The sequence below is a fragment of the Methylocystis sp. NC52PC genome (assembly GCF_055698645.1).
Genome location: NZ_CP170127.1, coordinates 786,216 through 812,362, shown reverse-complemented (window position 1 = coordinate 812,362; position 26,147 = coordinate 786,216). Strand labels below are relative to the sequence as shown.

General features: G+C 66.7%; 25 protein-coding genes. 13 read left to right on the top strand and 12 right to left on the bottom strand.

Going from position 1 to position 26,147, the window contains the following annotated elements; translation table 11 throughout:
• Positions 1 to 4: 4 nt before the first annotated feature.
• The 5 genes from ACETII_RS05820 to ACETII_RS05800 form a co-directional block, all read right to left on the bottom strand.
• Positions 5 to 1,510: a bifunctional aminoglycoside phosphotransferase/ATP-binding protein gene (locus ACETII_RS05820; protein ID WP_472787445.1), complete on the bottom strand. Its 1,506-nt coding sequence runs from the start codon at positions 1,508 to 1,510 to the stop codon at positions 5 to 7.
• A complete protein-coding gene (gene mgtA, locus ACETII_RS05815; RefSeq protein WP_472787444.1) occupies positions 1,503 to 4,097 on the bottom strand; it encodes a magnesium-translocating P-type ATPase in 2,595 nt (864 codons plus the stop codon). The genes ACETII_RS05820 and mgtA overlap by 8 nt, the downstream gene beginning before the upstream one ends.
• Before the next feature lie 186 nt (positions 4,098 to 4,283).
• Positions 4,284 to 5,717: a lipopolysaccharide biosynthesis protein gene (locus ACETII_RS05810; RefSeq protein WP_472787443.1), complete on the bottom strand. Its 1,434-nt coding sequence runs from the start codon at positions 5,715 to 5,717 to the stop codon at positions 4,284 to 4,286.
• Positions 5,718 to 5,748: 31 nt separating this feature from the next.
• Positions 5,749 to 7,341 (bottom strand): outer membrane beta-barrel protein, encoded by a 1,593-nt coding sequence (locus ACETII_RS05805; protein ID WP_472787442.1) that lies wholly within the window; start codon positions 7,339 to 7,341, stop codon positions 5,749 to 5,751.
• 88 nt (positions 7,342 to 7,429) lie between these two features.
• Entirely contained in the window at positions 7,430 to 7,672 is a 243-nt protein-coding gene (locus tag ACETII_RS05800) for a DUF2312 domain-containing protein (RefSeq protein WP_363349932.1), read from the bottom strand.
• 233 nt (positions 7,673 to 7,905) lie between these two features.
• On the opposite strand from ACETII_RS05800, the gene ACETII_RS05795 reads away from it, so the two are divergent.
• From ACETII_RS05795 to ACETII_RS05780, 4 genes are all read left to right on the top strand, one after another.
• Entirely contained in the window at positions 7,906 to 8,388 is a 483-nt protein-coding gene (locus ACETII_RS05795) for an RDD family protein (protein ID WP_472787441.1), read from the top strand.
• 70 nt (positions 8,389 to 8,458) lie between these two features.
• Complete coding sequence (locus tag ACETII_RS05790; RefSeq protein WP_363349930.1) at positions 8,459 to 9,196, top strand: arginyltransferase; 738 nt, start codon at positions 8,459 to 8,461, stop codon at positions 9,194 to 9,196.
• 99 nt (positions 9,197 to 9,295) lie between these two features.
• A complete protein-coding gene (locus ACETII_RS05785; protein ID WP_472787440.1) occupies positions 9,296 to 9,838 on the top strand; it encodes a LemA family protein in 543 nt (180 codons plus the stop codon).
• Positions 9,839 to 10,010: 172 nt separating this feature from the next.
• Positions 10,011 to 11,318 carry a L,D-transpeptidase family protein gene (locus tag ACETII_RS05780; protein WP_472787439.1) on the top strand — a complete coding sequence of 436 codons (1,308 nt, stop codon included), beginning with the start codon at positions 10,011 to 10,013 and terminating at the stop codon, positions 11,316 to 11,318.
• Between the two features lie 77 nt (positions 11,319 to 11,395).
• On the opposite strand, the gene ACETII_RS05775 is transcribed toward ACETII_RS05780, so the two are convergent.
• From ACETII_RS05775 to ACETII_RS05765, 3 genes are all read right to left on the bottom strand, one after another.
• Entirely contained in the window at positions 11,396 to 12,646 is a 1,251-nt protein-coding gene (locus ACETII_RS05775) for an NAD(P)/FAD-dependent oxidoreductase (protein ID WP_472787438.1), read from the bottom strand.
• 86 nt (positions 12,647 to 12,732) lie between these two features.
• On the bottom strand, positions 12,733 to 13,197 hold the full coding sequence (locus tag ACETII_RS05770) for a hypothetical protein (protein WP_472787437.1): 465 nt from the start codon (positions 13,195 to 13,197) through the stop codon (positions 12,733 to 12,735).
• Complete coding sequence (locus ACETII_RS05765; RefSeq protein WP_472787436.1) at positions 13,194 to 15,077, bottom strand: methylmalonyl-CoA mutase family protein; 1,884 nt, start codon at positions 15,075 to 15,077, stop codon at positions 13,194 to 13,196. The genes ACETII_RS05770 and ACETII_RS05765 overlap by 4 nt, the downstream gene beginning before the upstream one ends.
• Positions 15,078 to 15,319: 242 nt before the next feature.
• On the opposite strand from ACETII_RS05765, the gene ACETII_RS05760 reads away from it, so the two are divergent.
• The 8 genes from ACETII_RS05760 (at position 15,320) to ACETII_RS05725 (ending at position 21,571) form a co-directional block, all read left to right on the top strand.
• The gene (locus ACETII_RS05760) at positions 15,320 to 15,595 is read left to right on the top strand and encodes an acyl carrier protein (protein WP_363349926.1); all 276 of its coding nucleotides are present in this window, start codon (positions 15,320 to 15,322) and stop codon (positions 15,593 to 15,595) included.
• The gene (locus ACETII_RS05755; protein WP_472787435.1) at positions 15,596 to 16,828 is read left to right on the top strand and encodes a beta-ketoacyl-[acyl-carrier-protein] synthase family protein; all 1,233 of its coding nucleotides are present in this window, start codon (positions 15,596 to 15,598) and stop codon (positions 16,826 to 16,828) included.
• Entirely contained in the window at positions 16,821 to 17,210 is a 390-nt protein-coding gene (locus ACETII_RS05750) for a hypothetical protein (RefSeq protein ID WP_472787434.1), read from the top strand. The genes ACETII_RS05755 and ACETII_RS05750 overlap by 8 nt, the downstream gene beginning before the upstream one ends.
• Entirely contained in the window at positions 17,207 to 17,611 is a 405-nt protein-coding gene (locus ACETII_RS05745) for a MaoC family dehydratase (RefSeq protein ID WP_363349923.1), read from the top strand. The genes ACETII_RS05750 and ACETII_RS05745 overlap by 4 nt, the downstream gene beginning before the upstream one ends.
• Positions 17,612 to 17,891: 280 nt before the next feature.
• On the top strand, positions 17,892 to 18,686 hold the full coding sequence (locus ACETII_RS05740) for an SDR family NAD(P)-dependent oxidoreductase (RefSeq protein ID WP_472787433.1): 795 nt from the start codon (positions 17,892 to 17,894) through the stop codon (positions 18,684 to 18,686).
• Positions 18,683 to 19,843, top strand: a complete 1,161-nt coding sequence (locus ACETII_RS05735) for a glycosyltransferase (RefSeq protein ID WP_472787432.1) — start codon at positions 18,683 to 18,685, stop codon at positions 19,841 to 19,843. Before ACETII_RS05740 ends, ACETII_RS05735 begins: the two co-directional genes overlap by 4 nt.
• A 7-nt stretch (positions 19,844 to 19,850) precedes the next feature.
• Complete coding sequence (locus ACETII_RS05730) at positions 19,851 to 21,152, top strand: glycosyltransferase family 2 protein (protein WP_472788123.1); 1,302 nt, start codon at positions 19,851 to 19,853, stop codon at positions 21,150 to 21,152.
• Between the two features lie 14 nt (positions 21,153 to 21,166).
• Positions 21,167 to 21,571: a hypothetical protein gene (locus ACETII_RS05725; protein WP_472787431.1), complete on the top strand. Its 405-nt coding sequence runs from the start codon at positions 21,167 to 21,169 to the stop codon at positions 21,569 to 21,571.
• 10 nt (positions 21,572 to 21,581) lie between these two features.
• On the opposite strand, the gene ACETII_RS05720 is transcribed toward ACETII_RS05725, so the two are convergent.
• Complete coding sequence (locus tag ACETII_RS05720; RefSeq protein ID WP_472787430.1) at positions 21,582 to 22,400, bottom strand: protein-disulfide reductase DsbD domain-containing protein; 819 nt, start codon at positions 22,398 to 22,400, stop codon at positions 21,582 to 21,584.
• Positions 22,401 to 22,477: 77 nt separating this feature from the next.
• Between ACETII_RS05720 and ACETII_RS05715 the strand changes: the two genes are divergently transcribed.
• Positions 22,478 to 23,119, top strand: coding sequence for a YqgE/AlgH family protein (locus tag ACETII_RS05715; protein WP_363349917.1), 642 nt, complete (start codon positions 22,478 to 22,480; stop codon positions 23,117 to 23,119).
• Positions 23,120 to 23,273: 154 nt separating this feature from the next.
• Here the strand turns inward: ACETII_RS05715 and ACETII_RS05710 are convergent, their stop codons facing one another.
• Genes ACETII_RS05710 through ACETII_RS05700 form a run of 3 tightly spaced genes read right to left on the bottom strand, consistent with a single transcriptional unit; the run spans position 23,274 to position 25,930 of the window.
• Positions 23,274 to 24,323 carry an NADP(H)-dependent aldo-keto reductase gene (locus tag ACETII_RS05710; RefSeq protein ID WP_472788122.1) on the bottom strand — a complete coding sequence of 350 codons (1,050 nt, stop codon included), beginning with the start codon at positions 24,321 to 24,323 and terminating at the stop codon, positions 23,274 to 23,276.
• Positions 24,324 to 24,332: 9 nt separating this feature from the next.
• Positions 24,333 to 25,046 (bottom strand): hypothetical protein, encoded by a 714-nt coding sequence (locus ACETII_RS05705; protein WP_363349916.1) that lies wholly within the window; start codon positions 25,044 to 25,046, stop codon positions 24,333 to 24,335.
• Positions 25,047 to 25,081: 35 nt separating this feature from the next.
• Entirely contained in the window at positions 25,082 to 25,930 is an 849-nt protein-coding gene (locus ACETII_RS05700; RefSeq protein WP_472787429.1) for a hypothetical protein, read from the bottom strand.
• Positions 25,931 to 26,147 lie beyond the last annotated feature (217 nt).

Genomic DNA, 26,147 nt, shown 5'->3' with positions numbered 1-26,147 from the left:
GGCGTCACGGCTGCCCTCGCCAAGCGGGCAGAACGTCCCGAATTTGCGCCACGATCGCGGAAAGCTCACGCGCCGCGTCGATCGTTTCCCAGGCGATCGCGCCCGTCTCCTTCTTCATCTGCGCCGCCAGCACCTCCGCCGTCGCGTCCGAGACGTCGTTGACGCGGCGCTCGACGCGCGCCCGTCGCTGCGCCAGATCGACGTCGAGCCAGAAGCCGAAGAAGGGAACGCCGGCGGTCGCGGCCGCCGTCTCGATCGCCGCGCGGTCCTGCGGCCGGTCGAAGACCGCCTCGACGATGACCGGCCAGCCGGCCCTCGCGACGCGGGCGGCGGCGGCGAACATTTCCTCATAAACCCGCTTAGAGACTTCGCTTGTGTAAGCTTGCGGCGGCAGCCGGTCGGCAGGCGCGGCGTTGAAGAGCCGCTTGCGAATCCTGTCGCTGTTCAAAATTCGCGCGCCCGGCGCCGGCGCGAAGCGAGGGGCGAGCGCCGCCGCGACGCTGGACTTGCCCGAGCCGCTGAAGCCGCCGATCGCGACTATGGCCCCCTCGCTGCGGCGGAGCACGGCGCGGGAGAGGTGGAAGAAGGCGCGCGCCGTTTCAGCGTGACCCTGCGACGCCTCGACATGCGCGCGGATCGTCGCGCGCAGCGCCATGAAGAAAGGCAGGAGCGGCAACCCGTCGGCTTCGCTTTCGCGCCGCGCGTCCAGATAGCGGTTAAAGGCGACATTGGCGAGCGCGGGCAGGCCCACGCGCCAGAGATCCATCAGCAGAAAGGCGATGTCGTAAAGGACGTCGATCGTCGAAATCTCGTCCGAGAACTCGATGCAGTCGAAGGGCGTCGGTTCGTTCTCGAACAGACAGATGTTGCGCAAATTCAGATCGCCGTGGCAGGGCCGGACACGGCCCTGGGCGCGGCGCGCGTCGATGCGCCCGGCCTGCGCGGCGAGCGCGTCGCGCAAGGCTGCAAGATGCGCGTCGGTTTGCGCCGCGTCGGCGGCAGGGGCCTGCCCCAGGCTCTCCGCCATGCTGTCGACGATGCGCCGCATCGCGTCCGCGCCGCCATGGACCGTGTCCGGCGCCGCCTCGTCATGCGATCCCGCCACGCGTCGCGCCAGCGTCTCGATCATCTCGCCGGTGAGGCGGCCCGTGCGCGCCATATCCTCGAAGAGCGCGTCATCGGCGAAGCGGCGCATCTCCACGACCGCGTCGATAAATTCCCCGGCGCCGTCGAGCGCCAGCGCGCCGTCGGGCTCGCGCGTGACGCGCCGCACGCCGAGATAGAGCCCGGCCGAAAAGCGCCGGTTGAACGCGACCTCCCGCGCGCACATCTCGAGGCGCAGGGCGCGCGTCGAAAAATCCAGATAGGGCAGACGCACGGCGCGCTTGAGTTTGTAGACGCGGTCGGCGCCCAGCAGGACGATCGAAATATGCGTCACGATCCGCCGCGGCGCGCCGAGCGTCGTTGAGAGGAAATCGACGATTTCCTGCTGGGGATCTCGGTCAGTCATCGCTGAATTGCTCGAAAAAAGCGGTCTTGGCGAAATGCGCGAGGATGGCGTAGCCGAGCAAAAAGAGACCGATCGCCGGCCAATAAGACCAGGGCAGGGGCGTAAAGCCAAAGATCGCGGCCAGAGGCGAATAGGGAAGGCTCGCGCCAATCAGGCAGACGACGATCGTCGTGAGCAGCAGCGCATTGCTCGCCCGGCTCTCGATGAACGGGATCTTGCGCGTGCGGATGATGTGAATGATGAGCGTCTGGGTGAAGAGCGATTCGACAAACCAGCCGGTTTGAAAGAGCTGGGGCTTTTCCCACGCGTTGAAAGCGACGAGCATCAGGATGAAGGTCGCATAGTCGAAGATCGAACTCACCGGCCCGAGATAGAGCATGAATTTGGCGATGCCGCCAATGTCCCATTTTCGCGGGCGCGCCAGAAATTCCTCGTCGACGTTATCGGTCGGGATGGCCGTCTGGGAGAAATCGTAAAGCAGGCTATTCGTCAGAATCTGGATCGGCGTCATCGGCAGGAAGGGCAGGAAGACGCTCGCGCCGAGCACGCTGAACATATTGCCGAAATTCGAGCTCGCGCCCATGCGCACATATTTGAGGATATTGGCGAAGACCTTGCGGCCCTCGAGCACGCCGTCGTTCAGCACGGCGAGGCTCTTTTCGAGCAGAATAATATCGGCGGATTCGCGGGCGATGTCGACCGCCGTATCGACCGAGATGCCGACGTCGCCGGCTTTCAACGCCGGGCCGTCATTGATCCCGTCGCCGAGATAGCCGACGACATGGCCTTGTCTGCGTAGCGCCGCGACGACGCGCGCCTTCTGCGGCGGCGACAGCTTGGCGAAGACCGTCACGTTAGAAACGCAGGCGGCGAGCGCGGCGTCGTCCATCGCGTCGAGGTCGGCGCCGAGCAGCAGGACGTCGATGTCGAGGCCGACGTCCCGGCAGACCTTGCGCGTGACGATGTCATTGTCGCCGGTAAGAATCTTCACGGCGACGCCGCCCTTGCGCAGATCGGCGATGGCGCGCGCGGCGCTCTCCTTCGGCGGGTCGAGAAATGCGATATAGCCGAGAAGCGTCAGCTCTCTCTCGTCCGCCGCCGTGAAGACCGACTGCTGCGGCGGAACCGTGCGATAGGCGACCGCGATCACGCGAAAGCCGTCGGCGTTGAGTTCGGCCGTCTCGCGCTGGGCGGTTTCGAGATGTGAAGGATCGAGGGCGCCGCTTGCCTCCGCGGTCTCGAACCAGCTGGCGACGGCGAAGATCTCTTCGACCGCGCCCTTGCAGATCAGCAGGCGTTCGCCGTCGTCGCTTTCGACCACGACCGAGAGGCGGCGACGGTCGAAGTCGAAAGGAATTTCGTCGATCTTTTTGAAACTATGGCGAGGCGCGAGTCTTTCCTCGATCTCCGCGTGCTGAAGAACCGCGACGTCGAGCAGATTGCGCAGCCCCGACTGGAAATGGCTGTTGAGATAGGCGAACTCCAGCACCCGGTCGAAGTTCCGGCCGTAGATGTCGAGATGGCGCTTGAGGATGATGCGGTCCTGGGTGAGCGTGCCGGTCTTGTCGGTGCAGAGCACGTCCATGGCGCCGAAGTTCTGGATGGCGTTCAAGCGCTTGACAATGACCTTTTCGCGCGAAATGGCCATGGCGCCCTTGGCGAGATTGACCGTGACGATCATCGGCAGCATTTCCGGCGTGAGGCCGACGGCGACGGAAATGGCGAAGAGAAACGCCGCGAGCCAGTCCCCCTTGAAATAGCCGTTGATGAAAAATACAGCCGGCGCCATCACCGCCATGAAGCTGATCATCAGAAGGGTGAACTTCTTCACGCTTTCGTCGAAGGCGGTCGAGTCGTCCGCTTCAGCGATCCGGTCGGCGATCTCGCCGAAAAGCGTGCCCGCCCCCGTGACGAGAACGACCGCCTCGCCATAGCCGCTCACCACATTGGAGCCCATGAAGGCGAGACAGGAGGCCTCGAACGGCTCATGCGCCTGCGCGGCCGCGGCGAATTTTTCGACCGGCATTGACTCGCCGGTGAGCGCCGATTGATTGATGAAGAGATCCTTCGCTTCGATAAGCCGCACGTCGGCGGGGATCATGTCGCCCGCCGCGAGGCGCACGATGTCGCCGGGGACGAGCGCTTCAAGCGACGTTTCGACGAAGGGGTCGCCGCCGGAGTCGGGGCGACGCACGGAAACGTGGGTGCGCACCATGGCGCGGAGTTTTGCCGCAGCCGAGTTGGAGCGATGCTCCTGCACGAAGGCCAGCAGCACGCTGAGCACGACGATCGCCGAAATGACAATCGCGGCGCGCTGGTCGCTCAGCGCGAAGGAGGCGGCGGCGAGCGTCAGCAGCAGACCGTTCAACGGATTGAAGACATGCCGCGCCAAGAGCCGCAGGGCGCCGCCCGCCGCCTCTCGCGCAACGCGGTTCGGCCCGAAGCGCTTCAGCCGCCGCGCCGCCTCGGTCTCCGAGAGCCCTTCCGGGGAGGCGCGGAGCTTGCGGAACAGCGCGTCGAGACTGACCGAGGAGGCTTGGACGAGCCTTGCGCGCGCGGCTTTGTCTTCATGGGGGCGAAAATTCATCCCGCTCCTCTTGGGGGCAGATGGCCAAGCTCACGTCCAGGGTCACTGCCGGCCTGCAGGATAGAGAGCCGTCTCAATGGGAAAGTCCAGTGATCCTGTGACCGCCGAACGGGTCATCGTCAACGGCGAGCGCATATCGGCGGGGACCGGCGAAGGTCGCGGCGGCCCGTCCGGGCCTCCTCGTCTCTAAGCCTTGCGGCGTCTGCGGAGCGCCGAGAGCGGCAGGCCAATGACGCTGCGAAGGCCGCCGATGTCGAAGGCGAAAGCGAGCGCGCCATACACGCCCGCGCCCACGACGAGCTGGAGGGAGAGACTCGTGGCCCCGGGCGGCAGGGCGCGTAGCGGCAAGCCCGCGCCGATCATGACCGCAGTCGCGGCGATCGCGCCGAAAATGTCTCGCGCGCGCGGCCACACGGGCTCGAGCAGAAAGAGCATCGTCACCAGAGCGATGAGCCCGCTCATGCTCGAAATGGATTGCGCCGCGGCGAAGCGCGCGGCGCCCGGCGCCGGCGGCAAGAGCGCGAGGGACAGGAGGTTGGCGATCACCGCGACGAGCGCCGCAATGACGAGCGGCGCGAGACGATGCGCGAGCTGAAAGGCGGTGGCGACGCCGTAATTCAGCATGCCGAAAGCGAAGAAGGCGGGCGTCATCAGGGCGAAATAGGCGGCGAAGGCCCCATGGAACGCCCGCGGCGCGAACAGCGCCTCGAAGCTCGGCAGAATGAGCCAGGCGCCCGCGACCGCCGGCAGCAGCAGGGCGAAGACGACGCCGAGATTGCGCGAAATCTGCGCGCGCCCCGCGTCCGCGCCGAGCGTCGTCTCCCGATCCACCGCAATCTGAAACAAGACGACGTCGATCGCGGAGCCGACCGCGCCGACGACGCGGACCCCCGTCTCGAAGGCGAGCGACAGAAGCCCCACTTCCGCAAAGCCGTCGAGGCGCGAAAGCAGCGCGCGGTTGGCGAGCGGCACGCTCTGATAGAGCACGGCCGCGAGTATGATTGGCAGCCCATAAGCGAGATAGCGCCGCAGGCGCGCGGCCTCGGCCTTGTGAAAGCTCGTTCCCGGATCGATGAGGGTGCGGCGAGCGACGACGACGGCGCCGGCGACCGACGCCATCATGCCGATGAGCGCCGCTTCGGCGGAGCGAAAGACGAAGGCCCCGCCGACCGTGAAAATCAACGCCAGGCCGTTCTTGGCGATCACCAGGGCCCCATAGGCGCGGTTTTGGAAGCGGGCGCGTAGAAGAGCGGCCGAGACGTCGAACGAGGCGTTGGAAAGCGAGGCGCCCACGGCGAGCGCCGCGAGATCGGGCGCAATCTGCAGGCGGGGGCGCAAAATCCACAGCGAAAAGGAGAGAAGAACGGCGAAACCGGCGAGCGCCGCGAAGGCGGCGTCGAGCGTCGAACGAATCTCGGGGCGTTCGTGTCGGTCGCGCTCGGCGTAAAAGCGCGTCGCGGCGAGGCGCAGCCAGTCGAAAACGAGCGTCTGAAAAACGACCGCGACGGCCAGCGCCAGCATGAAGCGGCCATATTCGGATGGTCCCAGCGCCTTCGCCACCATCAGGGCGACGGCGAAGTTCATCAGGCTGTTGAGAAGAAAGGGCGCCATCATCTCCATGGCGGGCGCCCCGGAGGGGGGAGCAGAAGCGTCAAAGCTGGAATCTCAGGCCGACGAGATAGACATTCGCCGTGTAGTCGGCGTTGGGGAAGGAGCTGTCGAGCAGCTCGTGCATGTAGCTGGCGCGAAGCGAGACGCTGCGGGTCACCTTGTATTCGAGCTTCGCGCCGAGATTGGCGCCGCGTTCGCGCACATCCGTTCCCTGGTAGTTGTTGACAAAATAAGCGCCGGTGAGCGTGACGTTGAGATTGCGCAGGAGGTCGTGCGAGAGGGTGGCGCTGATCGCGCGAGAGAGCGCGCCGCTCGCATAGGCGAGAGTCGTTTCGTTCATGCTCGTGGTCCCGCGCAGGGTCACGGTCGTCAACGCCGAGGGCGTGTAAATCAGCGCGGCGTCGATCACCGGCCCGCGAAGCGGCGGCAGGCGTGGATCGACATAGTCGCGTTGCCCGTAGCCGCCGGAGATCTCTCCCCTGACGAGCGACGTGACATTGACGTCGGCGCCGCCGCGCAGGATGTAGCCTTTGCTGTCGCGATAGAATCCATTGGGGTCGACGGGGGAATCGTGCACGCGCCGGTCGATCGTTCCCTCGACGAAGGGCTTGAGGTCGGGCGTCGCCTCATAGGCGACGCGCGCCAGGACGCCGTAACCATTGTAGCTCGTGCTCGCCAGATTGAAGGTGGAGCCGTCGGAATATTGCGCGTTCTGGTACCAGACCCGGTCATAGGTTCCGCGCAGCGAGACAGCGAACCGCCCGAGTTTGAGCGTCGGCCCCGCCTGCGTCCCGAAACCCAGAACCACCGGGCGGTTGATCACATAGACTCTGGGCTGGCCCGACGCGAGCGTCGGCGCGCCGGGGCGCAGGGTGTCGAGCGACATGCGACCGCGCAGGTCGATGGCGACGTCCCGGGTCACGTCGTAGCGCGCCGCCGACTCGCCGGTCGCGTCCGGTCGGCTGGCGCTGGCATAGTTGAAATATTCCGAGTAGCCGCCGCGCAGTTCGCCTTCGAGGCTATGGCGGTCCCAGTCGGATTTGACCTTCACGCCGCCCTCGCCGCGCACGAACGGCGACGGCCTGTGATTATAGCCGGGGGCGATGCGGTTGGGATTGTCGTCATAGCCGCCGCTCGCCTGAACGTATGGGAAGATCAGGGTCGATCCCACCGGGACGCCGAGGGGGTCGAACGGGTTCTGCTCCAGTCCGGGCTTCGGCCTCCCGGCCTTGGGGGCGGACGACGTCGCAACGGTCGGGGCCGGCGCGGCGCGCGCCGTCGCCGGGCCCCGCCGCAGGCTCTGCCGCGCGGCATAGGAGGTTCGATAGGGCTCGAGCGGCGGCAGCGGATTTTTGGGCGAGAAGACCGGCGGATAGGCGACGCGGGGCGGCGGATAAGGCTTGGGGAGTGGCGGGCGCGGCTTGACGAAGTTGGCGGCGGTGGAGTTGGGCGGATCGCTTTCCCGGATGGGGCCGCGCAGCAGCGGCGCAGGCTGCGTCGGGATCGAGACGGGCTCGTCGGTCCGCGCCCGCGCCGCGGTTGACGGCGCCGCCGCCGCTGTCCCGGCGAGCGCCGTCGACGCCGCGCAGAGCGCGGCGACGGCCATCCGGCTGCGCGGGTGTTGAGGCGGCACGTCATCCCTCGCCAAGGCGCGCGAAAAAAAAGCGTAAGCGCAGCCTTAGCGTTAGGGGCCTATGGTTAACGCAACCTTACCGGCGGAGCTACTCCATGCCGAGGGCGGAGAGGTAAAGACCGAGAATCTCTTCTTCTTCCTCGCGCTTGTGCTTGTCCTGCCGGCGCAGCGACACGATCTTGCGCATCACCTTCGGGTCGAAGCCCGTGCCTTTGGCCTCGGCGTACACATCCTTGATGTCGTCCGAGATGGCGCGTTTTTCCTCCTCGAGCTTTTCGATTCGCTCGATGAAGGCGAGCAGATGGCCGCCGTCGACGGCGTTGGTGTCCATGTCGTTATCCTGCGAAGATTGCGCCGGAAGCCGCGTCGCGCCCGCCGGGAGTGGCCGCGAGGCTTGCGACAGCTTCTTGACCTCGTCAAGGCGCGCGTCCGCCTAATCCCCATAATCCCAAGCATGGACCTTCGCGCTCCTGCGGCGCGGCGGCCTTGAAAGCCTTTCGCGCGCGTCCGACATTGGATCGACGCCAGGCCGACTTCGGCCCGCGCGCAGTCTGGAGCCAAGACATGAGCGGCGACTTTCGTGGGGATTACCCGGGCGGCGCGCCCTATTCGCGCCCGCAGCCTCAGGCCCCCTACATCCCGGCGGCGGCGCTCGAGGGCGTGCGCACGCGCCGGATCATGGCCGTGGGCCTCGATCTGATCCTGGTCTCGGGACTCTCGGTGGCGCTGTTCTTCACGCTCTTCATCCTGAGCTTCGGCATGTCGGCGCTGCTGCTGCCGCCGATCTTCCCGCTCGTCGCGTTCTTCTATAACGGGCTCACCGTTTCGGGCTGGCGCATGGCGACGCCCGGCATGGCGTTCATGGACCTGGAAATGCGCACCATGCAGGGCGCGCCGGTTCCCTTCCTGCAGGCGGCGGTCCACGCCGTGCTTTTCTACGTGACGTGGATGTTTCCGCCGCTGTTCCTGACCTCTTTCGTGACCCGCGACAAACGCTGCCTCCATGACATTTTGGCGGATGTGATCGTGTTGAGGCGCTCGGCCTGAAAAAGAGACATTGGCGGGCCGCCGGTCGCCGCCCTATTCTCGAAAGAGCGAGCCAGCGAACGAGACGAGCGTGACCAGAGAACCTCGTGATGCGCCACAATTTTATCTCACCTCGCCGGCGCCCTGCCCCTATCTGCCGGGCCGGGCGGAGCGCAAGGTGTTCACGCATCTCATCGGCCTGCGGGCGCCTGCGCTCAATGATTCTCTGACCCAGGCGGGCTTCCGTCGTTCGCAGACCATCGCCTATCGGCCGGCCTGCGAACATTGCCGGGCCTGCGTCTCGGTCAGGGTCAAGATTGCCGACTTCATCGTCTCGCGCGGCCTGCGCCGCGTGCAGCGGCGCAACGCCGACGTCATGGGCGAAGCGCGCCCGGCGCGCGCGACGCCCGAGCAATATGCGCTGTTCCGGCGCTATGTCGGCGCGCGCCACGCCGATGGCGGCATGGCCGACATGAGCATGGTCGATTATCAGATGATGATCGAGGACAGCCATGTGGACACGCGACTCATCGAATATCGGCTGCCGGCCGACGCGCCCGGCGCCGACGCCGACCGCCTCGTCGCCTGCTGCCTGACGGACCGGCTCGCCGACGGCCTGTCCATGGTCTATTCCTTCTACGAGCCCGACTTCGAGCCGCGCTCGCTCGGCGCCTTCATGATTCTCGACCATATGCGCCGGGCCGAGGCCGCGGGGCTGCCGCATCTCTATCTCGGCTATTGGGTCGAGGGCTCGCGCAAGATGGCCTATAAGGCGCGCTTCCTGCCGCAGGAGCGGCTCGGTCCGGAAGGCTGGACGCGGATTGGGTGAGGGCGCTTTACTTTTTGTGAACCATGCGCCCAAAGGCTTCGGTAAGGTAACTTTTTTGCAAGTGCTGGTAAGCGATTGTCTCTCACGAAGAGGCTCGCCATGCTGGTTTTTTCGATTGCATTCGCCTTGCTCGGCGTCACGGGGGCGATTTTGCTGAACGCCCGGCGCCGTCTCCTTGCGCTCGACGCGAGCTGCGCGGCCGCGGCGGCCGAAGTGGAGGTGCAGGCGTTGCGGCTGCACGCGCTGTTTCCGGCGCTCGTCGGCCTGATGCGCGCCTTCGCGCCAGAGGAGCGCGTGGCGATCGACGCCGTCGCTCTGGCCTATGCCGGCGCCCGGCGCGCGCATTCCCCACAAGCCAAGCTCTTCGGCGAAACCCGCCTCACGGACGGCGTCCACGCCCTCCTCGGCCGGGCGCAGGCGGTTCCGCACATCCACAATCTCGAGGATTTTCGGGAGCTTCGGCAGCGGATGGACGACGCCGAGCGCACGCTCGCCGCGGCCCGCCGGAAGCTCAAGGCGACAACCGACGCCTATAATTCGGCGCTCGGCCAATTCCCCGAGAGCCTTTTCGCGAAGCGGCTGCGGCTCGCCCCGCGAGTCTTCTATGACATTGGCGTCGACGAGTCCGCTGAGGAGGCCTAAAGTCAAGACCAAGTTTTTTCGGCCGCCCCGCGGGCGGCCACAAAATCGCCGGCTGTTGGAGCTTTGTTAAGGTTAACAGCCGCGAACTTGAAAAACCGAATCGGCGCTGCGCCGCCGCGCCGCCTTCATATTCTCTCCGCAGCCGCGGAACTGACTGCGACTGGAGCGACTCGTGAAAAAATTACCGATTTTGCCGCTTTCTCTTACGCTTGCGCTGGGCGCGGCGCTGCCCGCGCGGGCCGAGACCGGACAGGCCGAATGGGCCCAGCGCTACGACGCCGACGCGCGTCTGACGGTGTCGCGCTCGACGACGCCCATTCTTTCTGAACAGACGGTCGCGGCGACCGAAGCCGCGATCGAGCGCTACCGCCAGATCGTCGAGACGGGCGGCTGGCCGGCGGTGCCCAATCAGACCTTGCGGCTCGGCTCCAACGGCGCGGCCGTTTCGGCGCTGCGCCGTCGCCTGATCGTCTCCGGCGACATTGGCGCCGAGACCGGCACGAGCCCGATTTTCGATTCTTACGTCGAGGCCGGCGTGCGCCGTTTTCAGGCCCGCCATGGCATCATCGAGACCGGCGTCGTCAACCAGCAGACGCTCGCGGCGCTGAACGTTCCCGCCGAAACCCGCCTGCGCCAGCTCGAGACCAATCTTGTGCGCCTGCGCAGCTTCTCGCACGAGCTCGGGGCGCGTTACGTCACCGCCAACATTCCGGCGGCGCAGGTCGAGACGATCGAGAACGGACAGGTCGTCACCCACCACATCGCCGGCGTCGGCAAGATCGACCGTCAATCCCCGGTGATGCAGACCAAGGCCTATCAGGTCAATTTCAACCCGTTCTGGACCGTGCCCGCCTCGGTGATCCGCAAGGATCTCATCCCCAAGATGCAGGCCGACCCCAATTATCTGCACGACAACCACATCCGCGTTTACAACAAGGAAGGCCAGGAGCTGCAGCCGGAGCAGATCAACTGGCGCTCGCTCGACGCGCTCAATTACAAGTTCCGCCAGGACATCGGCGGCGACTTCAACTCGCTCGGCGTGGTGCGCATCGACATCGCCAATCCTTACGGCGTCTATATGCACGACACGCCGGCCAAGGGCGTCTTCGGCGACGATTTCCGCTTCGTCTCGTCGGGCTGCATCCGCCTCCAGAACGTGCGCGACTATGTGGCCTTCCTGCTGCGCGAGACGCCGGGCTGGGACCGCGACGCCATCGACCGCGCTATCGCCTCGGGCGAGCGCATCGACGTCAAGATCAACCCGGCGGTCCCGGTCTATTGGGTCTATATCACCGCCTGGGGCACGCCCGACGGCGTCACCCAGTTCCGCGAGGACATTTATCAGCGCGACGGGCTGAACACGGCGCAAATCCAGGCGCCCGACTATTCCCAGGCGCAGACGCCGGCGCCGACGCCGGTCGCGCAGCAGGCGGCGGCCCCGCGCGGCGGACGGCTGCTGCCGCGCGACGAAGAGAACTGATCGAGCTGCGGCCCCGCCTCTAGCGGGAGGGGCCGCCTCGCGGCAAACGCAAGCGCGGGCGTCCTCCTTAAGGGCTCCTACCGCGTAATGAGCCGCGCGCCCCGGTGGAAAGTGAAATAGGCGGCGATCCAGCTGATCGCCACGAACAGCCGGCTGCGCAGATTGACCAGAAAATAGACGTGGACGACGCTCCAGAAGAGCCACCCCACGAAACCCGTCAGCTCGAGGCGCCCGAGCTTCACAATGGCGGACTTTCGGCCGATCGTCGCGAGATTTCCATGATCGCGGTAGCGGAACGGCTTTCTGGGCCTCTCGCCGCGCAGGCGACGGCGGATGGCGCGGCCGGCGTACCAGCCCATCTGCTTGGCCGAGGCCGCGAGCGCCGGGACGGAAACCCCGTCCGGTCCCGCGACATGGGCGAGATCGCCGACGACATAGACGTCGGGGAATCCCGCGACCGTCAGCTCGGGGCCTACCGGAATGCGCCCGGCGTCGTCGCCCGCGACGCCGAGCCAGTTCGCCGCGGGCGAGGCGCGCACGCCCGCCGCCCAAAGAACGACGCCGGCGGGGATTTCCTCACCTGCGGCGACGACCCCGGCGGGGCGCACCTCGGCCACGGCGGCTTCCGTCCGCACCTCGACGCCCATGCGTTCGAGCGCGCGGCGGGCATAGGTCGACAGCCGCTCGGGGAAGGCGGAGAGGAGCCGCGGTCCCGCCTCCAGCAGGAGGATGCGCGCCCGCGCCGGGTCGACGCGATGGAACTCCGGGGGCAGGGTTCGTCGCGCCAGCTCTGAGATGGCGCCGGCGAGCTCCACTCCCGTCGGTCCGCCGCCGACGATGACGAAGGTCAAGAGCCGCGCCCGCTCCAGCGGGTCGACGCTCGCTTCCGCCTGTTCGAAGGCCGCAAGCAGGCGGCTGCGGATCAGCGTCGCGTCGTCGATTGATTTCAAGCCCGGCGCGAGCCGCGCCCAGTCGTCATGGCCGAAATAGGAATGGGCGGCGCCGGTCGCGATAATCAGAAAGTCATAGGCGATGTCGATTACGCGGGTCTTGACGGTCTTTCGCGCCGTATCGATCCCTTCGACGGCGAGCATCAGCACGGTGACGTCCGGACGCCCTCGCATTACATAGCGGATCGGCCAAGCGACGTCGGGCCCGGCGAGGGCGGCCGTCGCGACCTGATAGAGCAGGGGCTGGAAACAATGGTGGTTCTGGCTGTCGAGCAGCAGGATCCTGGCGCCGCTCCCCTTCAGGGCCTGCGCCGCGGCGATTCCCGCGAACCCGCCGCCGATAATGATGACGCGGGGCGGGCGGTCGGTAAAAGTCATGGGCGGGCGTCCCGGGATGCGATCCCGCAACAGCTAGCCCGCGAAAGGCGTCTGAAAAGTCTTTTTTCGAAGAGGGTGCGCGCGGCTCAGCGTTGACGAGCCGCCTCCGCCGCCTCGTCGGGCAGGCTGGCGACCGGGGAGGAAAGCGCCGATTTCTGCCGCTCGGCGCGCCACACGCCGCCGCACATGTCGGTCGAGGAGGACCAGGCGCCCGAGCCTTTGGCGCCCTTCAACAAGCCGTGGAAACGCACGACGTGCTGGCCTTCGCCGGTGAAGCGCGCGACGATATTGCCGGTCTCGTCGACATAGCCCCAGCTTGCGACGCGGGAGCCCGTCGATTCCGCAATCCTGTTGTCGGCGACGGTCAAATCCGAGGGGATCAGCGTCGGACACTCGCCGACGGTCGTGGTCGCCTCGATGCTCCAGGAGCCATTGGGATCGGTTGGTCCCGTCGCCGCCGCGGGCGCGGCCGGCTTGCGATGCGTGTGGGGCTTCGCCAGGGCGCCGCCCGCCGCGAGGGACGCCGCCACGGCCACGACAAAAAATCTCATTTGGCCTCCTCCAGCGCGCGCTGCAGCACGTCATACATGTCGCAGCCGACGTAGATGAATTCAGTGACGCCCGCGTTGCGCAGCGTCTCCTCCAACTCGCCCGGCCGCCCGGCGGAATAGAGCTTGGCGCCGGCGCCTTTCAGCGCAAGCGCGGCCGGCGCCGCAGCATCTGCATAAATCCGATCCGACGCGCACAGGCAAGCGAGTTTTGCGCCAGACGCCCGGAAAGCGGCCGTCAAATCCGCGGTCGACTCCGTCTCGGGGCCGAAAACGGCTTCGATTCCGCCGGCTTCGAAGAAGTTCTTGGCGAAGTTGGCGCGCGCCGTGAAAGCTGCGACCGTGCCGAGATTGGCAAGGAAGATTTTCGGCCGACTGCCGCTTTTCTGGGCGCAGGCGTCGGACTCGTCGCGCAGCCGCTCGAAGGGCTGAGAAAGGCGGTGGGGCGGCAGCGGCGCGGTCTTGATCGCGCCGGCGGGCGCTTCGGCCGACTGGCGCGACGCGTCGAAGGGCGAGAGGACCTCGAGCGGCTTTTCGTGAATGTCGGGGAACTCATTGGCCCCGATCACCTTTTCTTTCGCGCGGGCCGCTCGCTTGGCGCGTTCGCCGGCGGTCGCCGCCACGCGGCCCTGGAAGGTCCCCTTTTCGAGCGCCGCCGGCAGGCCGCCGTCGGCCTCGATCTCCTGGAAGGCGGCCCAGGCGCGCGCGCAGAGCTCCTCCGTCAGGGACTCGAAGCCGCCCGCCCCGCTCGTCGGGTCGTCGACGACGTCGATATGGGACTCGTCCTGCAAGACGAGCTGCGTGTCGCGGGCGAGGCGGCGGGCGAAGCCGTCGGCGGCGCCGGAAGCCTGGGTGAAGGGCAGGACGGTGATCGTGTCCGCGCCGCCAACCGCCGCCGAGAAGGTCGCGAGCGTGCCGCGCAAGATGTTGTTCCAGGGGTCGCGGCGCGACATCATCCGCCAGGCGGTTTCGGCGAAGATCAGGACGGGCTTGGGAGAAAGTCCGCAGGCTTCCTCGACGCGGGCCCAGAGGCGGCGCGCGGCGCGGAACTTGGCGACGCCGAGAAATTCGTCGGCGTCGGCGGCCAAGCGCAGCGCGATGAGCGACCGCGCCGTCTCGACGTCGAGGCCATTGTCGGTCAGCGCGCGCAGATAGGCGACGCCGGCGGCAAGGGCGAAGGCGAGCTCCTGCGTCTCCGAACCGCCTGCGGCGTGGATCACGCGCGCGTCGGCGACCGCCACGCCCGCCCCGAAGCCGGCTTTGGCGATCGTCTTCACCGCCTCGGCGAAGCTCTTCGCGCCTTGCGCCCAGGGGGCCGGCGCAAAGCCGTGCAGCGCCTGCAGGCCGAGCGGATCGACGCCGAAGGAGATGCGCGTGATCGACGGCTCGATGTGATGGCTGTCGACGTAGCGCATGATCGCCGCCGCGGCGTTCGGCGCGCGCGGGGAGGCTTCGACGAGCAGGGGGATGCCGTAATCGAGGCGAACGTTCTCGAGGAGATGCGCGATCGTAGCGTCGCCGTCGCTCGTCAGGCCCGCCCCATAGGCGCCCTGCGATCCGGCGAAAACGATATGAAGGCCGTCGGCGCCGCCTTCGAGATCTTCGAGCGCAAGCTTGTTGGCGGCCTCGGCGTCGGCGAGGTCGACGCGCCCGAGGATCGACCAGCGGCCCGGCGTGCGGCGCAGCGCCCGCGGCCCGGCGTCCCTGGCGCGGGGGTAGAGCGGGGCGAGGGCCGCGCCGTCATAGGTCTTCGAGACGAGCGCGTCGAAGGAGCCGCCTTTCAGGGCCTTGTCGACGAGTTTGCGCCACTGCTCCTCGGTCGGCTGTGGAAAAACCCCGGCAATGGCTGTCTCATTGGCGCTCATGTCGTGCTGACCCCTCATGTTTTGCGGGGCCTTTTGCCACGAAGCGCCGGCTGGGGGAAGCGGCGCGCCGCCGCAGGGCCCGGGCCGGGCTTTATTTTCGCGCCCAAAACCCGTAACCAAGGCGCACCCGCGCGCCAGGCGGGTGGCGCGAGGACCGCCTGCCTGCGTCAATGCGCCGCGCGCGGCGCAAAGCTTGAAAAAGCGCCGCGCGAAGGACCTTGCTCTTTCGCGGGACCGTGAGACCCAAACGGAGCCATTTCGTGACCGATCAGCCCCAAGACCTTTCCAAGCTGAAGGAAGACATCATCGAAGTCATCGCCTCCGAGGGCATGGTCGACCGCAGCAAGGTCACGCCCGATGCGACGATCGAGAGTCTGGACCTCAAGTCCGTCGACATCGTCATGATCCTCACGGCGCTCGAGGAGAAGTTCAACGTCTACATTCCGATGGATGGATCGTTGCAGGAGGCGAAGACCGTCGAAAGCCTCATCGACGCCATCGCCCAGCACATTCAGAAAGAGCGCGAGACCCAGTAAATGCCGGCTTCGCGCGGGGGAGACCGAGGACGCAGGGTCGTCGTCTCGGGCATGGGCGCCGTCTGCGCCTCGGGCGTCGGCGCGCGCAGGCTGTGGGAAGCCGCGCGCGACGGCGTCTCGCAAATCCGTCCCCTCAAGACGGAGCGCCCCTATGACGGGCGCATCAAGATCGCCGCGCAAGTGCCGGATTTCGATCCCGCCGCCTACATCGAGCCTGCCGTCCTGCCTTTCTGCGACCCCTTTACGCAATTCGCGGTGGTCGCGGCGGACGAGGCGATGGCGCAGGCGGGGCTCAGCCGCGCCGACGTCGCCGGGCCGCGCACCGCCGTCATCATGGGCACGGGCATCGGCGGGATGACGACCATCGAGGACGGCATCTACAAATATTACGTCGAGCGCACGCGGCCCGACACGCTGAGCGTGCCCAAGCTCATCCCCAGCGCCATGCCGACGACGATCAGCGCGCGCTTTTCGGCGCTGGGTCCGACCTTCGCCGTCGGCAGCGCCTGCTCGTCGGCGAGCCAGTCGGTGGGGATCGGCCTGCAGATGATCCGGGCCGGCATGGTCGACAGGGCCATCGTCGGCGGCGCCGAGGCCTGCGTGATCAACGCGACGATCCGCGCCTGGGAGGGCCTGCGGGTGATGACGCCCAATCTCTGCCGCCCCTTCTCCAAGGGCCGCAACGGCATGTCGCTGGGCGAGGGCGGCGCCGTCTTCGTGCTGGAGACGGCGGAGGCGGCGCGCGCCAGGGGCCATGCGCCGCTCTGCGAACTCGCCGGCTACGCCACGACGAGCGACGCCAAGGACCCGGTGCGGCCGGACCTCGACGGGGCGTCGAGCTGCATTGCGCTGGCGCTGGAGGACGCCGGGCTCGCGCCGCGCGACGTGCATTACGTCAACGCGCATGGCACGGCGACCCACGCCAATGACATCACCGAGTCGGAGGCGATCCTGCGCGTCTTCGGCGATTACGGGCGCGACGTGCCGGTTTCGTCCACCAAGCCGATCCACGGCCATGCGCTGGGCGCGAGCGGCGGGCTGGAGCTTGCGATCACCATCGAGGCGCTGCGCGCCCAAACCGTCCCGCCGACCATCAATTTCCTCGAATTCGATCCGAGCTGCCCGATCGACGCCGTGCCGAATGCGGCGCGAGCGCACAAGATCGACGCGGCGATGTCCAATTCCTTCGCCTTTGGCGGCATCAACGCCGTTCTTGTGGTGCGGCATGCCTGAGGCGCGATCGATCCTCGGACCTTTCCGTTTCCGGGTCGACCCGGAGCGTGCAGCCGCCTTTGCGCGCGAGATCGGCGACGACGGGGCAAGCGTGCCGCTGTCCTATCCCGCGGTTTGGATCGCCGATCCCAGGCTGTTCGATCCGGTGCGCGCGTTATGCGCCGCGGAGGGCGTCGTGCCGGTGCACGAGTCGCAGAGCTTTTCCTTCGCGGCCCCGCTGCGCGCCGGCGTCGATTATGACGTGACGGTCGCCCTGCGCCGCGATGAGACGCCGCCGCGCCTGATCCTCGACGCGACGATCGCCGTCGAGGGCGCCGCCATCGCCAAGAGCGAGACAATGCTGCGTCTCGTGCCGCAGGCGAGTTTCGGGGGCGCGGCATGAGCGGCGAGATCGCCGTTGGCGACAAGCTGCCTGAAAGCGTCATCGGCCCCTTCGACGCCGCGGCGCTGACGCGCTATGCGGACGTCTCGGGCGACGACAATCCGCTGCATCTCGACGACGCGCTCGCGGCGAAGATCGGCCTCGCCGCGCCGCCGGTGCATGGCATGAAGCTCCTCGCCGCTTTCGAACCGATGCTGAAAAACTGGCGCGGGGATTTGCAGCTGGTCGGGCTCTCGGCGAAGTTCATTCAGCCGATCCTGCGCGGCGAGACGGTGACGCTCTCCGGCCGGGTGCTGCGCGCGTCGCGCGACGAGATTTTCGTCCGCCTCTTCGCTCATGGCGCCTCGCGCACGCCGGGGATTATTGGCGAGGCGACGCTACGGCGGGAGACGCCGACATGACGGCGGCAGGTGGATCTTGTCCACGCTCCAAGGGGATTGATTGTTTCGCCGCTCCAATCCCTCTCCCTTACGGGGAGGGTGGCGCGCGAAGCGCGACGGGTGGGGTTCAAGCCGCCACGACTGTCGTTGCGGCCTTACCCCACCCGACCCCGCTGCGCGGGGCCACCCTCTCCGTAAAGGGGAGGGATAAGCCGGCGCCAGCGATGTCGACAAAGCCGCGCGGACGGTTTTGCGGCGAGGCTTTCGGCCCCTCTCGCCCCGGCCGGCAAGAGGGTTTCCGGTGACGCAGCGCCTGCTCATCACCGGCGCCTCGTCGGGCATCGGCCGCGCTCTGGCGCTCGCTTATGCGAGAGACGGCGCGAGCCTTTTCCTGCTCGGCCGCGACGCGGCGCGGCTCGAGGCGGCGGCCGAGGCCTGCCGCGCCGCCGGCGCCGCCGAGGTCGAGGCCCGCGTCGCGGACGTGCGCGACCGCGCGGCGATGGCGCGGCTGGTCGAAGCGGCCCATGCGGCGCGGCCGCTCGACATTCTCGTGGCCAACGCCGGGGTGGCGACGGGCCTGTCGCCGGGGCAGGTGCTCGAGACGCCCGACGCGGTTCGCGCCATGATGGCGATCAACGTCAACGGCGTCTTCAATACGGTCGAGCCGGCGATCCCGGCGATGTGCGGGCGCGGCGGGGGCCAGATCGCGATTGTCGGCTCCATGGCGGGCGTGCGGAGCCTGCCCTATTCGCCCGCCTATTGCGCCGCCAAGGCCAGCGTCCACATGTGGGCCGACTGCCTGCGCGGCCGGCTTGCGCCGCATGGCGTCAAAGTGAGCCTCATCGTGCCGGGTTTCGTCGAGACGCCCATGTCGGCGCGCACCAAATCATGGCAGCCAGGGGCCATTTCGGACGCGAGGGCGGCCGAGATCATCAAGCGGGGCCTCGACCGGCGCCGCCCGGTCATCGCCTTCCCCGGCTACATGTATGTCGCCATGCGCTTCTTCAGCCTGCTGCCGCCGGCGCTGGTCGACGGGGTCATGCGGCGTTTCCATGTCGAGGTGCCCGAATCTCTCGAGCGCGGCGAGGGAACGTGAATCCTGCCGTCATCCTGACATGGGCCGCCGCCCTCTATTGGCTGGCGGCGATGGCGCTTCTTGTGATTTCGGTCGTGGGCACGATTCTGCAGCCGCGCATCGCCGCGCGCCGCGCGACGCGGCGCGACCAGCCGCCGGTCTCGATCGTGCTGCCGGTCAAGCTTCTCGAAGATGGTTTCGAGCGCACGCAGGAGTCGGCCTTCGCGCAGCTCTACCCGGCGTTCGACGTCGCCGTCTCCTCGACCGAGGCGGAGTCCCCAGCCGTGAGAAAAATGCGGGAGATCTTCGCCCGCCACCCCGAACGGCCGGCGCGCCTGCTGCTCTCCACCGCGCGTTTCGCCGCGAGCCCCAAGGTCGATAATCTCTACGCGCCCTTCATGCAGGCCACACATGACGTGATCCTCATGAAGGACGCCAATGTGATGCTCGAGCCCGAGGCCTTGGCCGAGCACATGCGCCAGCTGACCGCGGAGGTTGGCCTCGTCTGCGCCATTCCCTATTGCGCCAAGCTCGACAATTTCCCCGCCCATGTCGAGGCGGCGATCATCAACGGCCCGCATGCGCGCATGCTGTTCCTCGCCTCCTGCCTCGGACAAGGGCACGGCGTGGGCAAGATCATGCTGTTTCGGCGTTCGGATTTTCTGCGGGCGGGCGGTTTCGACGCGATCTCGCACACTGTCGGCGAGGACAATGCGCTCGCCAAGGCGATGCGCCGAATCGGCAAGCGGCCGGTTTTTTCGCACTGGCCGGTGCGCCAGGAGCTCGGCGCGCGCGCCTTCGCGGACGTTTATCACAGACAAGTGCGCTGGAGCGTGATTCGCCGCAACGACGAGTTGCTGTCCTTCCTGCTGGAGCCGATTTGCCAAGCTTTTCCGGCAGTTATCGCAGGAGGGCTGGCGGCGCCGCTGATTGGCGCGCCGCCTGCCGCGGGCGTCGTCGCCACCTTTCTGGCGTGGTTTGCGCTCGAGACATTGCTTTCCATGGCCAAAGGATGGCAGTTATCTCTAGCGGCGCCAGCGGTTTTTATCGTCCGCGAGGCAATGATGCTCGCGGTCTGGGTGAACGCCTGGATGACCGACCGGGTGGTCTGGGCGAGGGACAAGGTCCACGCGCGCGTCGCGGCGCCGCCGGCGCCTCCCGCGCAAGAAGAAGGATAACCTTTTGCTGCTCGGACTCCTCCAGTTCCTGGTCGACGCGGTCGCCTATTTCTGCGTCTTGATCCTGGTCGCCATCGGCGTCGGCTATCTCGTGGTCATCGGCCGGTTTCTCTATGATTGGCTGCGCGGCGCGCGGGACCCGCAGGCGCCGACGGTTGCGGACGCGGACCTGCCGCATGTTCTGTTGCAGATCCCCGTTTTCAACGAGCCGCTTGTCACCGAGCAATCCTTGCGCTGCGTCGCCCAGCTCGACTGGCCGAAGGATAAGTTGCGAATCCAGCTTCTCGACGATTCGACCGACGAGACGACCGCCCGCGCCGCCGCCGTCGCCGAGGAATTGCGCGCCGATGGGACGGTCATCGACCATGTGCGGCGCACGGATCGCTCGGGCTTCAAGGCCGGGGCCTGCGCCCATGGGCTGACCCTGACCGACGAACCCTTCATCGCCATGCTGGACGCGGATTTCCGTCCCCCGGCGGATTGGCTCAAGCGGACCGTGCCGCTGTTCCTCACCGACCCGCGCGCCGGCTTCGTTCAGTCGCGCTGCGAATTCCAAAATTATGAGACAAATTGGCTCACGCGGGCGCAGGGGCTTATCCAGGACGGCCATTACATGGTCGAGCAGCGCTCCCGCGCGCTTGCCGGCTGGCTGTTCCAGTTCAACGGCACGGGCGGAATCTGGCGGCGCGCCACGATCGAGGACGCCGGCGGCTGGTCCGATTATTCGCTGTGCGAGGACCTCGACCTGACCGTGCGCGCAGAACTTAAAGGCTGGCGCGGCCTCTTCGTCTCCGAGCCGCCGATCCCCGGACAGGTGCCGGACGGCATCCGCGACTTCCGCCGGCAGCAGCGGCGCTGGTCCAACGGCTTCGTTCAGGTCGCGCAGAAGACGATCCTGCCGATCTGGGAGGCCCCCTGGCCGCTCGCCAAGCGGGTGATGGCGATTTCGCTCATCGCGCACCAGATTTTCTTCCCGGCGGCGGCGATCGGGCTCATCGCCTTCGTCGTCGGGGCGCTGTTGCACGGCTCGTTCGAGCCTTATTTGGGGCTTCTCGAACTCGTCGGCGTGATGACGCTGCTGGTGGCGCTCGGCATTACGCTCGCCCCCTACCTTGCGCTGAAACGCGGCACGGTGGCCGATTACGCCAAGACCGTGGGCTCGGTGCCGCCGCTGTTCATCTATCTCGCCTTCGCCAATGGCGCGAAGATCCTGCAGACGCTGCGGGGTCGCAAATCGACCTTCAAGCGCACGCCCAAGCAGGAGACGGCGACGGCCGACGCGGCGACCGTGGAGGTCGAGGCGGAGTAACGGGAGACGCCGGAATGCGGCCGAGCGCGAATTGGCGAATCTGGACCGCCTCGGGTCTGGCGAGCCTTGCCGGCCTTTACGGCCTCCCAGTGCGCGCGGAGGGGCCGCTGATGATCGTCGGCTGCGCGGAACAGAGAGGGTTCTCTTTCTATGACGAACCCGGCCACCAATCGGACCGTCCGTATATTCTGCTGCGCAACAAAGAGGACTCGAAGGAGTTTTTCCGCATCTACGCCGACGCCGCCGCGACCAAGACGCAGCCATGGCCTTTTGCCGGCCCCGTGACGGCGGCGATTGTCCCGCAGCGGACGTTCGACTGGATCGCGGGTCTGGCGCGCCCCATCGTCGTCGAGGCCCGGCGGTCGAGTTTCACCACGATCATCATCCGCACCGCCGTCGCAGCGGAGAGATGCCCCTGAAAGCGGGGTTTCACTCGAGGCGCGCGGGGGCCTCGAAAGCGCCCTTGTCGGTCACCACGGTCACTGTCGCGTCCGCGCCTTTCGGATTTTGGCCGGCTGAGAACAGCGTCAACAAGAACCCTGCGCCGTCGGACTTGCTCTCGATGAAGAGCGGCTCCTGAACCTCCGCAAAAACGTCCTGCGCCTTGCCGGGACCCGCGACGCTCAGCCGCCAGGCGCCGTCGGCGGCCTTGCTGATCGAGAGCCGCTTCCCGGCCTCGGCGGCGCCGATCTTGGCCGGCACGCGCTTTTCCGCGGCCGCGATCGTCGCGGCGAAAGGAGAGGCGCCGGCCTGCGGCAGGGCGAGGGATAGCTCCGCCTTCGCCGGCAAACAGATCTTGCCGCAGGCGGCGTAGTCGAGCCTCATGGCGAGCGTCACCGGCGCCTTCGGATCCTTCGGGGTGATTGTCAGCGGAAAGACGACGCTCTCGTCATAGCCGGCGACGACGGAGCCCGCTTCGTCGATATGTTTCGGCGCGGGAAAAGCAGTTTCGACTTTTGCAACATTCGTCGATTTCGAGAAATCGAAAACCGGCGGCGTGCCGGCCTCGCCCGGCTGACGCCAATAGGTGACCGTCTTGGGCGCGAGAGCGATTTCGACGCCGGCGCGATAGGCGCCGCCCTGTATCGGGCCGGCCGAGAGCAGGCGGACGGCGGAGATGGTTCCTTTCGCGGGGGCCGTCGCGAAGTCGGAGTCGGCGGCGCGGGCCGGGCCGACGGCCAAGGCGGCGAGGGCGATGAAAGCGGCGGAACCGGCGCCGCGGACGGACTTGAGCGTGAGATTGGGCATGGTCTTTGACGATTGATTGGACCCGATCTTCTTTCACGCCGCTTGTTAAGGGGGCGTTGCGGGCGTAGCATGACCCTATGAGCGGACTGCACAGGAAGCAAGAAGCGGCGAGACCGGAACGATTCGTGGAGAGCGGCGGGCGCCGGTTTCTTGACGGACAGCTTTTGGTCGCCATGCCCGGGATGGCGGACGAGCGCTTCGCGCGCTCGGTCATTTATCTCTGCGCGCATTCGGAAGACGGCGCGATGGGCATTGTCGTCAATCAGCCGTCGCGGGTGAAGAACTTCCCGGAATTGCTGGTGCAGCTTCAGGTGATCGCCCCGCAGGAGCGCATCAGCCTGCCGCGCGGCGCGGAAGAGATCCAGGTGCTCTCCGGCGGACCGGTTCAGACGGATCGCGGCTTCGTGCTGCATACGCCCGACTTCTTCCTCGATAATTCCACGCTCCCCATCGACGACGGCGTGTCGCTCACCGCCACGGTCGACATTCTGCGCGCCATCGCCGCCGGAGAGGGGCCGAATCGGGCGCTGTTGGCGCTGGGTTATGCTGGCTGGGACGCCGGCCAGCTCGAAGACGAAATCCAGCGCAACGGCTGGCTCCACTGCCCTGCGGATCCGGCGCTGCTGTTCGACCGGGATCTTCCCAGCAAATACACGCGCGCGCTGCGGTCCATGGGCGTCGATCTGGAGCGGCTGTCGTCGAGCGCGGGTCACGCTTAGGCGGCCCCAGCCTTCTCCTTACTCTTTGCGTGACCGCTTTTCCTTCCGGCGCGGAGAGCTTGGACAAGCCGGCCATGACGGCTGGCGGGACGCGCCCCTTTTCAGCGCCTTGCCCGGCTTCGCGCCGGGCAATCTGGGACCATTAGCCGGACCCTCACGGCGCCGGATTGCTGTGCAGCTGGTGAATCGCGTCGATACGCTTCTCTATCTCGGGCGTGATTGCGAGCCGCATCGAGTCCAGATCTGTTCTAAGCTGCGCCATCGTTGTGGCCCCGATGATGTTCGACGTCACGAAGGGCCGCGACGTCACATAGGCGATCGCGAGTTGCGCCGGATCGGCCCCGAGGTCGCGGGCGAGCGCGAGATAGGCGTCGATCGCCGCCGCCACCCCCGGCTTTTCATAGCGCTGGGCGCGTTCGAAGAGCGTCGTGCGCGCGCCGGGCGGGCGGGCGCCGCCCTGATATTTCCCGGTGAGATAACCTTGCGCGAGCGGCGAATAGGCGAGCAGCCCGACCTGTTCGCGCTCGGAAAACTCGGCGAGCCCCATCTCGAAGGTGCGGTTGAGCAGGTTATAGGCGTTCTGGATCGAAACGACGCGGGGGCCGTGTCCAAGCTCGGCGGCGCGCAGAAAGCGCGCGACGCCCCAGGGCGTTTCATTGGAGAGGCCGATATGGCGGACCTTGCCGGCCTTCACCAGTTCGTCGAGCGCCGCGAGCGTTTCCTCGATCGGGACCTCGGCCCGGCTGGACGGGCGCCGATAGGTCGTGCCGCCAGCGCCCCACAGCGGCAGGGAGCGGTCGGGCCAGTGCAACTGATAAAGATCGACGTAGTCGGTCTGCAGGCGCTCCAGCGAGCGCTCGATGGCGAAATGAATGTTCTGGCGGTCGAGGACGGACTTGGCGCCGTCGTCGCGCAACCAGCTTGCGTCGCCTCGGCCGGCGACTTTCGTCGCGATGATCACCTTGTCGCGGTTCTTTCGCGCCGCGAGCCAGGAGCCGATGATGCGTTCGGTCGATCCCTGCGTCTCGGGTCGCGGCGGGATTGAATAGATTTCCGCCGTGTCGACGAAATTGACCCCTTGCGCAAAGGCGTAGTCGAGCTGCTCATGCCCTTCCGCCTCCGTATTCTGCTGACCCCAGGTCATGGAGCCGAGGCAAATCGCCGAAACGGAGAGATCGGTGCGTCCGAGTTTCCGGTAATCCATCATCTCAACCTAACGTAAAAATTGACTCGATTGCAGCGCGAGCCGCAGCTCGAAGCTGTGAAGCTGGGTGAAAGTCGGGAGGAGCCAGTTCCGGATCGCCGCCCGCACGACGAGCGACATGGCCGCAGGCGGTTCACGCAGGAAGTTGGACAGCGAGAACTCGGGATTGTCGAGAAACCTCACGATCGGCCGCTCGAGCTTGGGAATGACCAGCCTGCCGCGCGCCCGATAGCTGGCGAGCGTCTCGCGCGCGTCGAAGCCCAGCGGCGAGGCGCCCTCGTTGTGAACGACGCTCACCCACAGGTCCGGCCAGGTCGTAGTGAGGAGGCGGCAATTGTTCGCCGCCATCTGCGACATGTCGGCCTGGAAGAGAACAATGGGCATGACCGCGCTGCGCGCCGCCTCCTCCAGAAAGCCGATTTCCGCGATGGTGGCGAAGAGACGATCGAAGGAGCGGCTCCAGACGTCGACGATTTTCGGCCGTTCGTCAGCGATCAGCAACTGGTCGAAAAGCGCGATCTGGCCGCGTACGTCGTAGATGTCGACGATCCGCGACAGCTCGGGAAAGCGTTGGGCATAGGACGGTTCGCGGGCGTCCGTGTCGAAACCGTCGACCGGAACGCCGCGCGAAAGGTAGTAGTCGGTCAGCAGGCGCGCGGTGGTTGTAACGCCAGTGCGCGAATGGGGCGAACAGACGAAGTAGACGAGCGTGCGGCGACTCATATGACCCTCGCGGACGAGGCGGCGCCGCCTTCGCCTTACGCCTTGGCTGCCCCGTTGATGAGGTCGAGAAGGCCGACCCGCTCGAATTCATCCGCGACCCGAGCGAGCCAGGTGCGGACATAACCGCGCAGGACGAAAGAGTGATCCGCGGGCTCGCCATCCGCCGTCTGATTGGCGATGAAGACCGAATAGGGCGCTCCCGCCAGCTCGACCTGCTCATAGGCGAGTTCGCCGAGCTTGGGGATGGTGATTTCGCCCGTCGTGGTCACTTCCTCGAAGTAGCGCGCATGGGTCTGCGGGTCCCATTCGAAGAAGGTCGTGTCGTTCACATGGTTTTTCACCATGAAATAATTCGCGTCCGTCATATAGGGCGCGATCTCCGCGATCTCGTCGAGCGAGGCGATCGACGGGCCGATGACGTGCAGCAGGATGAAACGGAATTCACCCGCCTTCACCGCGTCGAAAAAGCCGATTTCGTCCAGGGCCTCGAGCGCGGGGCTCAGCCCGCCGGCGCGCACGTCGATGACGCTCACCTTTGCTTGCGCCGAGTTCAGCGTATCGATGATCTTCATCTGATCGGCCGTCGAGGTCAGATCGACGATCATGGTCTCGTCCGGATGGAACCGGTGAAGCGTGCCGCGCGGCGTCTCCGTGTCGAAGGCGCGGGCCTCGATATCGTTGAGCGACAGAAAGTCGAGGATGGCCCGCGCGATCGTCGTCTTGCCGACGCCGCCCTTGTCCGCGCCCACGACAATCACCGCCGGCCGGACATCGGCGACGGGGGCCTTCGAGGCGGCCGCCTTGGGCGCGGGCTCACGCCGCGGCTCCGGCTCCGGCTTCGGAGACGGCGTTTGTTTTGCGGGTTTTATTGGTTTTTTTACCATGCGGTCTCCTGTGGCGCTTGAGCGTCGGCCGCTCGTGGACCCCTGATTCTTAGCAAACATATTTTAACCTTGCTTGTCATGCCCCAGCTTTCCCAGGCCGATTATACCGATGATGGATGTGAAATAAGTGATAGGGCGAATTTTGAAAGTGAATTGACTTCCGGGCGATTTAAGGTATCTAACCGTTCGAAATACAGAACGCCACAGCCGAGGGCGG